This is a genomic window from Methylotuvimicrobium sp. KM2, from assembly GCF_038051925.1.
Taxonomy (GTDB): Bacteria; Pseudomonadota; Gammaproteobacteria; order Methylococcales; family Methylomonadaceae; genus Methylotuvimicrobium.
The window spans coordinates 4,807,053-4,820,852 of sequence record NZ_CP150634.1; the positions used below are offsets into that span (position 1 = coordinate 4,807,053).

9 protein-coding genes and 1 pseudogene are annotated in these 13,800 nt (G+C 47.7%); 7 read left to right on the forward strand and 3 right to left on the reverse strand.

Features of this window, described 5'->3' with window-relative positions:
• Nucleotides 1–24 precede the first annotated feature (24 nt).
• Nucleotides 25–129: pseudogene (locus WJM45_RS20290) on the forward strand (IS110 family transposase); the annotation flags it as partial.
• A gap of 1,145 nt (nucleotides 130–1,274) precedes the next feature.
• Here the strand turns inward: WJM45_RS20290 and WJM45_RS20295 are convergent.
• From WJM45_RS20295 to WJM45_RS20305, 3 genes are all read right to left on the reverse strand, one after another.
• Nucleotides 1,275–4,814, reverse strand: coding sequence for a hypothetical protein (locus WJM45_RS20295; RefSeq protein WP_341326828.1), 3,540 nt, complete (start codon nucleotides 4,812–4,814; stop codon nucleotides 1,275–1,277).
• Nucleotides 4,815–5,016: 202 nt separating this feature from the next.
• Complete coding sequence (locus WJM45_RS20300; protein WP_341326829.1) at nucleotides 5,017–5,613, reverse strand: excalibur calcium-binding domain-containing protein; 597 nt, start codon at nucleotides 5,611–5,613, stop codon at nucleotides 5,017–5,019.
• Nucleotides 5,614–5,639: 26 nt separating this feature from the next.
• A complete protein-coding gene (locus tag WJM45_RS20305) occupies nucleotides 5,640–6,440 on the reverse strand; it encodes a hypothetical protein (RefSeq protein ID WP_341326830.1) in 801 nt (266 codons plus the stop codon).
• 196 nt (nucleotides 6,441–6,636) lie between these two features.
• Here WJM45_RS20305 and WJM45_RS20310 point away from each other — a divergent pair, with 196 nt between their 5' ends.
• The 6 genes from WJM45_RS20310 (at nucleotide 6,637) to WJM45_RS20335 (ending at nucleotide 13,798) form a co-directional block, all read left to right on the forward strand.
• Entirely contained in the window at nucleotides 6,637–8,316 is a 1,680-nt protein-coding gene (locus tag WJM45_RS20310; RefSeq protein WP_341326831.1) for an AAA family ATPase, read from the forward strand.
• A 54-nt stretch (nucleotides 8,317–8,370) separates the two neighbouring features.
• Complete coding sequence (locus WJM45_RS20315; RefSeq protein WP_341325737.1) at nucleotides 8,371–9,006, forward strand: hypothetical protein; 636 nt, start codon at nucleotides 8,371–8,373, stop codon at nucleotides 9,004–9,006.
• Nucleotides 8,996–9,340 carry a hypothetical protein gene (locus WJM45_RS20320; RefSeq protein WP_341326832.1) on the forward strand — a complete coding sequence of 115 codons (345 nt, stop codon included), beginning with the start codon at nucleotides 8,996–8,998 and terminating at the stop codon, nucleotides 9,338–9,340. The genes WJM45_RS20315 and WJM45_RS20320 overlap by 11 nt, the downstream gene beginning before the upstream one ends.
• A gap of 2 nt (nucleotides 9,341–9,342) precedes the next feature.
• Entirely contained in the window at nucleotides 9,343–10,185 is an 843-nt protein-coding gene (locus WJM45_RS20325) for a metallophosphoesterase (protein WP_341326833.1), read from the forward strand.
• A gap of 966 nt (nucleotides 10,186–11,151) precedes the next feature.
• On the forward strand, nucleotides 11,152–11,715 hold the full coding sequence (locus WJM45_RS20330) for a hypothetical protein (protein WP_341326834.1): 564 nt from the start codon (nucleotides 11,152–11,154) through the stop codon (nucleotides 11,713–11,715).
• 94 nt (nucleotides 11,716–11,809) lie between these two features.
• Nucleotides 11,810–13,798, forward strand: a complete 1,989-nt coding sequence (locus WJM45_RS20335) for a tetratricopeptide repeat protein (RefSeq protein ID WP_341326835.1) — start codon at nucleotides 11,810–11,812, stop codon at nucleotides 13,796–13,798.
• The last annotated feature ends 2 nt before the right edge of the window (nucleotides 13,799–13,800 follow it).

A 13,800-nucleotide genomic window follows, 5' to 3' on the forward strand; every position in this document is an offset into this window, starting at 1 on the left:
CCTTTTTCTCCGGCAACCGATTCCTTGAGCTTGTGGCTCCAGTGCTTGATCGAACGACGAGGCTTCAACAAGGCCGCGGTGACTTTGGCCAACAAGAACGCTAGAATTATCTGGGAGATGGCCACATGAGGAGGCAACTATGCGCCTCTAACGACTTAGTGGCATGAAGGGGCAATCAAGCGTCGGGGCTTTTCTCCGCATTAGCAGTTCATCCAAGTTATAATCGTGACTCAAGCCGACATAGTTAACGTACTGTTTCTGCGATTTTCCCTAGAGGATGAGCCTTGAATGTCGGAGCACAGTGAAACGTATTCATTGGCTACGGCCTCTTCGAAGAGCTGACTGTAAAGCGAGCTGGTTAAAACTTCTTGATAGGTGATGGATGGCATAGTTGGCTATCGGATTAGCTGTTGTGCAACATTTTTATATTTTGTTGCACAACAGTACCCTGTCCAATGACACATAAGCCTGAGCGACGGGCTGTATTTCCATTATTAAGTGAGCCTGGAGGCGCAAAAGCTGGGATCATGGAGGCATGATCGTGACTTTACATCCCCAAGGATTAACAACGCTAGCCCAATCGGATAGAGCCTTACGGTGAGAGCGGAAAATATAAAGTGATCTTTTCTGAAAAAGCCAAGCTAATTGGCTCTATCAATTACGGGGGGCATACAGGGCGGCACGCAAAGCCCGCGTTACACATCTATCGACAAACTTAAAATAGCAATACAATTGACAGATTTGTTTGGTAAGAAATAAGGTGTTGTAAGCTGGGACCACAGAAAATTTATTCCTTGGTACGGTCTCCGATCAAAACCGCCAAGCATTCTAATACAAGTCAGCTAGATTTTGGACGCTGGAGATCGGCTATTTTCGGACCGCAACATGGATATTACGAGTAACTGAAGTTGAATCAATACCCGTCTGCCAAATTAGCTGTAACTTTAAGCATCTGATTTGAAGAAATAGAGTGCATTCAAGTTGACCTCATTGCTTGTCCCCTCCGGCAGACCATGGGTATCTACACAAGTACTTGCTCCTTCTCTCTTGAGGGAGAAGATTGGGGTGAGGGGGATATAGTTGGTTGTTTTTACTCTCACCCCCCCTCTCCAACAGGAGAGGAGGGGGGTGGGCCGACTTGTAACTCATTGTATTTTATAATATAAAAATTTTTTTAGATCCCTATGCCGGCAGATGTGGGACGTGAAGAATTGGTTCGCAAATAAGAAGGCTTCAAAAGGTATGTTTTGTTCCCAGCAATAGATTGGCAAATACTAATCTTTCTCGTATTCGTCCCGGACTCGTGCGGCGTCTGTTTCATAACTATCCGCCAAAGTATTTAACGTCTGGGCAAACCTGACATAACCTTCATGTTCCATTTCTGCTGCTTGCAAACGATATTTCTCCGCAAGTTTAAGTTCCGACGCACCAGAAGGGTCAACCGTGTAAACACCGCGCGAATTCCGAATGGCGAAGTAGTAACCTCGTCTGAGCGCCTCGGCGTATTTTTCGTTCAATTGCTCAGCCGCTCCCCGGTTCATCCAAAGACCATCAGCGTCGGGCGGACAATGCATCAACACGTGACCAACGCTGGACATTGCCACATCCGAATGACCAGACTCCTCAGCGAGTTCCCTGACCCGGTTTATCCAAACAACTAATTTTTCTGAATTAAAAGTTCCATCGGCCTCAGTTCCAGGGGGAGTTTTCCAATCGTTCAATAAGCGGTAGGCATTATTTGCCAAGGATTTTCTTTGCTCGGAAACTTCTTCCGTTTCCGTGCCTTGCTTATCTGAGCGATAAATCAATCGGATTGCTTCGCAGAAAAAATCAGGATCGTCAGCGAGTCGCTTTTCCAGATATATTGGTCTGGCTCCGTGATAGCCATTTAACAAAGGTAAATAAGCCCATTCGACTCGGAAGAGGTCGTCAGGTGAAACATCGATCGATTCTTGTAGATATTTAATCAAATCAACGATATGGTGACTTGCCAAAGTATGCGTCGGTTCGGATGTTGATACCGCTGCCATTAAAGCCCTAACGCATTGATCGACATCGAGTGATTTTTGACCATGCCGCATCATATCCAGACAATCGATCGCAGCCAACGGTCGTCCATACTTAATCAACTTGTCCACGGCAAAAGCCAAATCGCTATCTGGCTGGTAGGGATTCACCCAAGCGTGTTGCCAATATTTAATCTCGCAATCACGTAAATGTTGGGCGACGCGTTGCCATGTGCGCTGTTCGAAAGGTAGCTGGCTAAAAAACTGAGCAATTTGGGACTTATTCCATGTAGTCATATCAAATCCGTCCGCCCATGGCCAACCACTGATATGAAGACGAGTTCCGATATAGGCGGATATAAAATTATCTAGTTGTACATTTTCTTTGCTGAGATATTCCGGCAATAAAAATTCATCAATTTTGTCGTCAGCGATATGCGCCAATGCTTGTCCTACCTGATTAGGCGATTTCACGGCTTCGGCAAACCAGATAAGGGTAGTAATACCATTTTGATCCAGTAAATCTTTTGCCGCATCAATGCGGCGCTGATTTAGTTTTTTCAGTTTCTCGTCCCAAGATATTTCATCGTCATATTGTTCAAAGTCTCGATTTGAAAACAAATGCTGGTATCGGATAAAAGGAGTTAATGGGGCCAATTTTTCCGCCACCGCGTCAATCGGTGCCAACAATGCTTCATCCATGCTCCACTCGGCGTTTGGAAATCGGCGATGTTTGGCAACAAATCCAACGAGTTTCTCCCACAATTTTTGTCGAACGTCTTCACCGAGACTAACCACAGTTTCCGATCTCAACACACTAAGCAATTGATCGTATGCAGGATTCGGCAAGCTATCGAAGCGCTCTACCAAGTCTCCCAGTCTAATTGGATCGTATCCCGCCATTTCAACGGCTTGTTCTGCATAAAAGGATATTTGTTCCCAATATTCTTGCTGAGTAACGCCTTTCTCCCAAGTCGCCGGAATCACATTTCGCCAAACAGGCTTATGTGCGCCAAACGATGACTGAAGCTGGTTAGGCAATAAATTCAGGATCAGCGACCACGCTACATCGGGTTGATCATTCTTTAACGTGCGAATGACAGCCTGGCGCTTTTCAAATGGCGCAACGGTCTGGGGTAACCATGGCAACAAAATGGTCGATAGGGAGTTTGCCGGGTGATTGGCCCATTTGCCGCCCGGATCATGGCCAGCGAGTTCGCCGAGTAACGAGCAAGCGCTGACCAGATAGGCTTCGTCCCAGGCCAACGTTTCCAAGGCCCAAAGCAACCCAGACAGATAATTGCCGCCAAACATACCATCGCCTTCTTGCGCGAAAAGCTCGTCAAACGGACAAGGCGTTTGGTTTAATGCATTCTCGACTGCTCGCAAAAACTCCTTAGGCGCGGCTTCCGCTAACGTCGGTAACAAGTGATTTAGCGAACCCCATAGCCGCCAATCCGCATCCGCGAATATCTCCCTGATTGCCAGAGCTACGGTAACTTCGGCCTTATTCAGGGAGCAGTGAGTCAGCCATTCCGGACAAGCTCCTAACAATGCCAAACCTTCGGCGAATCCTTTGCGCAAGATTTGGGAATGCGATGGAACTTTGCCGTAAATACTGGCCATAATGCGTTGATCGGTGGCTAATTCGAAAGAGGGATCACTTTCGCGCAATACCGAAACTGCGTTTTGTTTGAATGCGTCAAGGTTCTGGTCAAACAATTTATTGCCGAGTGCTTGCAACAACTCAATGCGGCGTTGTACCGTCCACACGCCGTTTTTGATAGCAACAGGCGCATCGGTCAGCGTCAACCATGATTTGGGTTTTTGAATCCAATCGTTATAGTTTTCGCCGACTAGAGCGCTAACAACCTCAACATCGGTTGGCTTTTGTTCATCCCAGCAACCGATTAAGCTTGCAACGGCCAGTGCGGTTGCGTGTTGGTGCTGACTCCAATCGATTGGCTCAACCGATGTTTTGGGTTTGACCAGTGATGTTGGGAAATGGCTCACCTTTCGTTCTTGGAAAAACGCTTTGATTTCTTCCGGCAAATTTTCCAACGTGATAGTTCCGGCGCTCTGGTTCCATATGTGAACGGTATCGACGATTCGAGACCAAACCAATCGAGGTTCTGGCGTACTGAACTGAGAAATATGCGAATGCAGTAACGACAGTACCACACCTTCCTCCTTACCCAGATCATAACCCAGCCAGTGAAAATGTCTGAGAAAAGCATAGAGTTGATCGTCAGCGACATCGCGATTTCGGTTGGCGGATTTCAAGTGGTGCCGGATCACTTCAAGTTTGTCACTAGAGCCAGACGGACTGAAGTTTGTATGTTTGACGTTTCTGAAAAATTCGTCAACGCTGGCTGTGCGTTTAGCCTGTTCCAATATCCACGGTACTGTTTGGAAATCTTTCGCCGTTAATGGTCCCGTGATCAGCGCAATAGCATCCTTGTTTTTATTGAAAATCCGTGGGTTGTTGAAATCGCTCCAGGCTGCGTTGATGACATCTTTTAGCTGTTTATCGCTTTTGACGAAACTAACTGCGTGCTTGACTTGGCCCAATAATTTCTGAGTTTCTCGGGTGCCCGCGTTTTCAACAAAAACGATCAAATCGTCAGTATCGAAGCCATCGATTTTACCTTGCAATTTGACCTCGCTGATCGGCCAGCAAGGTAGACACGGAGCATGGCCGCCAGTCAACATCAACGTAACGAATGTGGCTTGGACGTGGGCTTCGAAATGCGCCCCGCCCCCGCCCGTGGAAAATGGATTGCTGAGTTGTTTTTTGGGATTATTCATTTGATAGAGATTGAATCGGTTTGAACAAAGATAAGCCCAACTTTTGAATTTGAATGCAATTTTCTAATTGCTTTAAGACATTCCAACCAGTCATTTTGGCGAGCTTACGAGGGGACTGAGAGCACACAGATTGATAAAGCCACAAAGAACTGTAATTAAATTCAGGGTCTTTCTTTTCATAATATCTGCATAAATAATTTGATTACCGGTTAAATTGCCGTTCGCAAGGAATGCCATCTCCATCGCCATCTAGCTTGGTGTTTGGGCAATTGCGAAGGTAAAAAACCGCTTCTTCGTACAAAGTCATTTGGGAGCAATACACCTTGCCCTCGCATTGGAACCGTTGAGTTTGTTTCTCGGGTTGGTTACTCAATTGGAATAAATTCTGCCGGCACTGAGAAGCCATGACGCTTTGAAGTCTCTTTGTAGGCAACGGCAGCAATCCCAATGGCAATAAAAATTGGGAATGGGTTAAAGCGCTTTTCGGCATGCTAAAGTTCGCCTTAGCTCTGTGCGGCTTTACTCTGGCCGAGGAAGGCTTAAAAATCTTACGTCCTTCAAATGCGGCCAAGTTCAAAGCCTGGCTGACACCTTTAATCCTGGCATTGGTTGTGCAAGTCTTGCCGCTTTTGTCAAAGCCGACCCGGTAATGAATGACATCGCCAATGACCGGTTTACGGCTCATGCCCTTCAATGCCGAAATGTGGATGAAAATATCCGGTTCGCCATTAACTTGCTTTATAAACCCGTACCCCTTGTCATCAAGCCATCGAACCAGCGTTCCTTTGCTAGTAGTCATCCTGAGTCTTCTCCAAAACAATCGCCCTATAGCTTAAGCTTTTTAGCCGCCTCTTCAGGGCTTTCATACCGGTCGCGCAAGGCCAGCAGCAACAAATCCCAGGTCCAATCGACGCGCTTCGAACTTTTCGTGGCCCATAACCGATCTTCGGTAGGTTTCTTTTGCAGCAGTTCTTTGAGTTTGCTTAGAGAGTCAGGGGCTTCCGTATCGACATCGGATAACCAATTCAGCTCAGCCGGTGTCAGCTGTATGCCGCTTATTCTTTTAGGACTTAACTCCATACCGGGTGCCCAAGTGACGAAAGACGTCTCTTCTATATTGGGGTTTATTTCCAGCGACTGACGGTCCGAGTCCTTCGGGACGTAATAATTGGGGGTCTTTTTCAGCGTTTTGCTTTTGGGTAGCTTCCATTTGACGACAACATAGATCTCCTGCCAATTGAACACCCAGAATGCCGCAGGCAGGCCTTTCACGTCGCCACCCAGGATCGGAGTCGCCGTGAATTTATAGGGGTCGGCGCCTGATTTTGGCTGGGCATTCGTTGTGTTAGTCACCAATTCGGTGGTCACTCTAAAAACCCGATTCAATGCCGCCAAGGGCAAAGGGCTTGCCTCAACGCCCCAAGTATAAATTCTGTTCTGTTGTAAAAGACCTCTGTGATCAAGATTCAGTAATTGATGGACCCGATTTAACCGATCATCGGAAAGCCTGTGCGGAAGGCCCTTCAGGTGATCGCGTATGCCCGAATAACTGAGATTGGTCATTTCACCTAGATGCCTTATGGACCAGCCTCGGGCGGTGATGAGATCGAATATGAATTGATGCATTGGGAAAAAGCCTGCAAAAAAATGCGGTGGGACAGGAATTTTATCATGTGATCTTGTTTTTTTATAAGGCCTCGATGAGATCATTGCGGTGGGTTGATTGCTGAAAAAAATTATAATCATTTAACTTAAATGTGAACTTGTTTTTTTGTTGTCGAGCGCGTATATTTTATTTCGCAACTCACGAAGGAGATCAGGCATGCACTCAACAACACAATCATCTAAGCCCGGTGCGGTCTGGGTAGATGAGCCATTCGAACCGGACTGCGCGCGCAATACGCTTTTAGTCCGATTCCCATGGACATTGTCTTGGCGGATCCACGTTTCCAGTGGCTATATCGAGCTGGTTGACCAACTGCTGCAGAATATCGAGGACATTTTGGGTAAAAACCCGCCGCTCGATTTTTTACGCATCATCGAGCAGGAGGAAGAACAAGGGCCCACGCGGCGCAAAATCCATGTATTCATTGAGCCTCGTCAATGTAGCGCGGCGAAATCCCAGGCGATCAGGCACGCGATACACATGACGGGCAAATGGGCGGAACGGCTTTGCCCGCGCTGCGGCGATAAGCTAGTGACGGTAAACCCGTTTGACGAGGATACCTGCGAAATGACGCCGGAACTGATCGCGTTCCTGAAAGCCAGGTCGGGACCGTTCCGGAGCCGCACCATTGAGATTTGCCTGCCGTGCCTGCAGTTGGAATGGGAATCCAGCCACCCGTTCGGGTTCGTGGAGGAAAGCGGTTTGGAAGTGTCTGATGAGGATGAGGATTGCGACGAGGCAATCGATGGCGATGAGCCGTGGGACGAGGCTTGTCCGGCGGAAGAAAATGAGTCGGGCGAGGATTGCGCCGATGCCATCAACGACGATGCGCCGCCGGATGAAGTGCAAAACAGCGCCGTGGAGCAAGCGGTTAAGGCCGCGATTTTCAAGGCCGCCGATATCGATCTACTGGAAAAGACGTGCTCAACTGCGACTCGGGACCAGTCAAGCCGGGCTAAGGCTTTGATCTCTAGTTTACGCGAAACCGAGCCGGACAAACCGTTGACGCCAATTCCTGATGACTGGCGCTCGGTTTGCGATGATTTGGACGCCAGATTCCCGAATTTCAAAGACGTCACCGAGTTTCTGCGTTCGCAATTTGCGCTGTCGGATATCGGCGACCGAGTCATCCGGTCGGCGCCGGTTTTATTGGTCGGCGAGCCGGGAATCGGTAAAACGGAGTACCTGCACCAACTCGCGGAGGCTGTTGCCGGCGAATTCATAGCGATCAATATCGGCAACTCTCAAACCAACTCGACGCTGGCGGGCTCCGAGCGATATTGGAGCAATAGCCACCAGGGCAGGTTGTTCGACGCGCTGGTTTTCGGGACGGTCGCGAATCCGATCATCATGCTCGATGAGATCGACAAGGCCGGCGGCCAGTACGACAAATATAAGCCTTTGTCCGCCCTGCACCAATTGTTGGAGCCGAGGCAGGCCCGTAATTTCTACGACCTGTCGGTGCCGGAGATCAAATTCGACGCGTCCCATATCCTTTGGGTGGCGTCTGCGAACGACCTGGATATGATCGAGAAGCCCATTGTCGATCGGTTTACGGTGTTCGGGGTCGAAAAGCCGACGCCTGCGCAGATGACGGCGGTCGTGAATAATATTTACCGGCGCTTTTTGGCCGAACACCCCTCCGGCGCTTATTTCGATAGCGAGATCCGGCCGGACACGATGGCGTTATTGTGCGCGCACCCACCCCGGAAAGTCCGGAAACTCGTAGAGGGAGCCTTCGGGTTTGCGGCGAGGGAAGCCCGCAACTATTTGCTGCCCGAAGACATCCGGGACAGCGAAAAGAACAAGCGGCACACAATAGGGTTTGTGCGCTAAGGCATTGAGGCGCGGCTGTTTGCGCCCGACAACAGACAACCGGAGGAGAAAACCATGAAAAGAATGTTACAAGAAAAACTGTTTCAAAAGTATCCCGCATTGTATTCGCGGCCCGAGGATACATTGATGCGATTCGGTTTCGAGACTCACGACGGCTGGTACGAACTGATCGATGCGGTATCGGATATCATCACCCGGCGCTGTCCGGACGCTCACGCCAGGCAGGTAAAAGAAAAATTCGGCGGCCTGCGGTTCTATTACGGCGGCGGCGACGCCTATTGCTATGGTGCGGCACGGCTGGCCGAGGAGTTGTCGTATTCGATTTGCGAGGCGTGCGGCGCGCCGGGCTCGGTTTACAACAATGGCGGCTGGGTCTCCACCAAGTGCGCCGAGCATGCGAAAGATCGAAACTTAGACAACATCGAGACGGATTATGAAATCGAGGTTACCCCGGTTTATGGTCTGGGGCCGGGATGGTCGCGCCTGATATTGATTTTAGAAAAAGCCGAGTCCGATTATGCCAAAATCGACGGCCGCCCGCCGGCCCGTTTCCTCGTGGCCGTCAAAAACGGCAAGCTCAAGGTGTCATATTCAGGCGGGAACGAGGAAACGGCCGGCCGCGTCGACCTGATCAACCGCTATGCCGGCCGCATCGACCAGCACACGGGCAGGGTTTTGGATGATTTATAAAGTCGAGCCGCCGCAAGACGGCGAGTACGCCGAAGTCTGCGACTGGACGATCCGGGCCGTCGTTTGCCGGTTGCCTGAAAACCTCATGGAAGAGGTCACTCACCATGTGGTGGGCCTCAATAGGGCAACCGGCAGAGGGCGGGTCAGCACCGCGATCGAGGCGTTCGATCCCGCGACGATGACCCTCAGTACGCGCTCCGGGCGGCATTACCATTTGGTGGGACAACCGGGGCTCCATGTCTTTGCCGAGTATGTGTGGCAGTATTGGAGGGCTCTAAACCAAGCCGTCCACGAGCGTGACGTGACGGCCGACTACTGGTCAGGGAGCACTTGAGCATGAAAATTTTTTTAATCTCCGACATTCATACCGAATTCGCGCACCGGCGGTTCGACCTGTCCGTCGATTACCGGTGTCTGCGTTTCGATTATCCCGATGCCGCGGATGTCGTGATTCTTGCCGGCGATATTGGCGAAGGGTGCAATGGCCTGGAATGGGGCCGGAGGCGATTTGCCAACCATGAAATCATTTATGTCGCCGGCAATCACGAATTTTATGACAACGACCTGAGCATCATCGATGAATTGCGGGCGACTGCGGAGGCGCTGGGCATCCATTTTCTGGAGAATGACGGCGTGGTCATTGACGGGGTGCGGTTTTTAGGCTGCACATTGTGGACCGACTTTAACCGCTATTCGCCAGCAGCGGTTTACGATGCGCAGTCGACCATGACCGACTATCGCTATATCACCTGCAAAACATGGTGGCAAAATCCCGGCCACTACGATCGCGCGACCTCGCTGATGAGGCGAACCACCGATTCGCTGTTCGGGTTTGAGCCGCGTTATTTTTCCCCGGCCGTCGCCTATTGTCTGCATCAGGATTCGCTGCGCTGGCTGGACCGGCAATTAGCCGAAGCGCATGACGGAAAAACGGTGGTGGTAACCCATCATGCTCCCTCGCTACGCTCCATGGAAATCGTCGATTACGCCTATGCCTCTGCGCTGGATGATTTTATCGCCGACCGATCGCACCGCATTGACCTGTGGTGCCACGGCCATATCCATAAATTGGTGGATTATGAAATCGCCGGCGTTCGGATCGTGTCGAATCCGCGCGGTTATCCAAAATCACCGGCGCCCGGCTTTGATGAGGGGCGATTGATAGAGGTAGTTTCTTGATTTCATAATCAGTTTTTCTTGCACTTATCCGGGATTTTCATCTCGGATTATTTGATTCTATAAGTGCACTTTTTCTCACATTAACTGTACCTGACTTTTATCCTGCTCACATTAAATGATTTTATAGCCTGGAAATTCTCACTTTAATTGATTCTATCGGTTGCCCAAAAACAGGAAAACAGATGAGCTGTTTTATGAAAGCTATAAAAACTGAATTTTATAACTTATTATTGAAAACACAGTGCTTTTCTTTACCGAAATAGGTAATAAAAATGATCGTTTTTTCTTTCGTATTTTATGGTCAACAAAACCAAAGCGGACGCTGACTTATTAACGTTGAAAGCTTACTACCGGCCAAAAGCTACCAACCAGTGGTGTTATTTCTCACGTAACCCAACAGCTGCTATCAATTCTAAACCAGCCAGTTATTTATCTATCTAATCCGAACTTTCCTACAGTTCTCCATCAAAATCTTCTTGCAGGCGTCTTTAAAATATTGATTTGAAATAACATCGCTTGTTGGTTGTTCAAAATCTGATTCGTTAATTTTCGCTGCAAAAGGGTTTAGAGAGTTGGCATTTGAGGCGATGCTGATCTTGATTCAGGCATTCCGGTAATCGATAGGCAAGCTGTTTGATTTGTGCGTGCAAAGACATGCGTAAAATACAGTCAAAAAGCGGCTGAACCATTTGATTGGAAGGCATGAGCAAATCTGTTCATTTAAATCAGCTCGAACGACTATTTGCTAATCAGCAAAAAATTCCCACAGTTTTCCCATTACAGCGGCGAATCTTTCGAAGATACTACACGCCAAGTTGAAACGAACGGCACGGCGGGCGCAAGCCTTTATTTACCGATACAAACCCGTTCAAACCAGTAATTTAATGTATCGATTGAGAATATAAGCGACGGCATTGCCGACCATGCAATGCCGTTTAACCGAACGAACCGCAGGAGAACGACAACATGAACAGACTGCCTGAAACCGTCCATCAAAAATTCAACGAACTGTTCGCCGTTATCGGCAAAGCCGGCGACGATTTGAAAATCGCAACGGCCGAAGCGGCTATGGCCGGGAACTTCGATCAAGTTTCCGCCGCCAGCGAGCATTGCTTACGTTTGCAATCCTTGGAGCTGGAAATCAAAACTTGCTTGAGTCATTTCGAGTCTCACTTCAAACAAAAATCACAGGAAAGTGCTGGACATAAAAAAGCCCGGCGCCGCCCGCGCAATTCCCGCAGTCGATTGAGAGTCACCATCGCCGGTAAAATCATCGAGGAAGCCACGATTGCCGAAACCTTCGTGAAGACCTTGAGGATTTTCAAATTGGAGCGGGTGGCTAAATTGAATAAAACGCTGAGCGCCGTCCCGCTCATCGCCAGAACGCCGGCGAACGGCTATCAAACGCAGAAACGTTGTGATGGTTGGTACATTACGACGCATGTCAACAAACACAATGCGACCGCGTTAATTGAAGAAATCGGCAAGGATTTGAACATGCCGGTTAAGGTTGAATTTGTTGAACGGTGATTTTTAAAACAACTCGTTAGCCTGATAGACCGATAAAACATTAAGTCATAGCCAATGACTGTAGTACAAGAATCAAAAAACCAAGGACAAGATCATGATTGAACAAAACAACGTATCATTTACTGCGCTGAAACAAAAAGCTCATGAGGGCGATGCTCAAGCACAATTTGACTTAGCTTATTGCTATGTAAGAATTGACGGAAATCAGGATCTGTCTCTCAAATGGCTTAAAAAATCTGCTTTGGGAGGTCTTGCAAACGCTCAATTTACATTGGGACTTTACTATTATCATAGACTTGAAAAACAAATACAGACTGAGTTTGGAAGTCAAATGAAAATAGATAGTGATATTATGGATATTTTACGTGAACGAAGAAAACCTCTTGATTTAACAGTTGATCCAATGGATTTTGCTCTTAAGTTATGGCTGAATGAGAGTGAGACTAATGAGGATTGCGGTATTGCTAAACTAGCTTTTGAGTGTTTTAGAAAGGCTGCTGAACAGGGTTTTGTGCTTGCTAAGTATTGTTTAGCACTATGTTATTGTAAAGGTAAATGTATAGAAAAAAACGTTGAACTAGCATTTAAATGGTTTAAAGAAGCTGCCGAACAAGGTCTTGTTTATGCCGAATATTCGTTAGCACGTTGTTATTATGATGGTGTGGGTGTTGGGCAAAATTTTGAACTCGCCAAAGAATGGACTTTAAAAGCAGTTAACAAAGAATACACTAAATCCTATTTACTTTTAGGACATTTATATTCTCATGGCATAGGCATTGAACAGAACGATAAAGTTGCTTTTGATTGCTATAAAAAAGCTTCTGAATGTAATTCAGAAGCTGGGTTTTTGACGGCTTGCTGCTATCTTGATGGAAAAGGGGTAGAACAGAACTATGAACTCGCATTAGAGTGGTTTAATGATGCTGCCATGCGTGGTCATAGTGATGCTAACAACTGGTTGAACAATAACTCAAAATTAACTGATCAAACAAATTTTGATGTCGTAAAGTCATTGTCACCCGAATCTGCTGGTGCAGAAAGATTCTTACCTTTAAGGCTATCTGTTTTTATCGATAATAAAGAATATGATTTAGCAAAAGAATTCGTTGAAAAAATCTTCGAAATTGTCCCTTACTTAGATCAAAACTTTAAACACGTTTGTATTAAAGCTATTGATCAAGCAGAAGAACTAGATATAAAAAACAAACAACTCGAAGTAACAAACAAACAATTACAGGACGCTCAAAAAGAACTGGAAGACATGATGTCCATGTTCGCGCATAAATTCCGCAGTCCTTTGGATGCGATCATCTACAATACCACGCACGAAAATCAACCGAAATTGTATGCCCAAGCCGCTCAAACCATGCGCGGTTTGCTGGATGTGTTCAGCATCATTTCCACCGATGAAACCGTACTTAAAAACCGGCTAATGCAGGATATGCAGGGCGATAGCGGTTTGTTGCCGGTTTTCGACAAAACGCTGAACATGATCATGATGCACTTGCTTTCGGTTTCCGGCGCCGAAAAAATTCAGCAGCATTATACGAGTTACGCCAAATCGCATGGTTTGTGCGGCTCCGATATCAGCCGCAAAATCTGGAATGAAGAACACTATGAACTGGAACGGCAACTACAAACCGATTGGGAACAAAGCTATGCCGATTTGTTGAACCGGTCGGCGACGCTCGAACAGCGATTGTCTTGGATCGAGGAACGTTTTTTCAAGTTGGAATTGCACGGATTCGAGCGCACCGATATACAATTCAAAGCATACGGCATCACCGAATCGTTCTTGACCATCTTGCTGAACGAGATTTTGGTCAATGCGTTCAAGTATTACTCGTCAGCCGATCGGCAACCGGTGCGATTGGAATGGACCGAGCGAGGCATTCATCACTGGTTGATTTGCCGCAATCCCAGTATTCGAAACGAACGTTCCAGGCTAAAAGGCAGCGGTAAAGGCCATGTTTTTTTGTCGGCATTGGCCAGAAAGACCGGCAGCCAGTTTAGTAAACCCAAACCGCTGGATGATTTTGTGTTGGAATTCGGTATACCCAATGAACTTTTAAAAACCGATTGAGG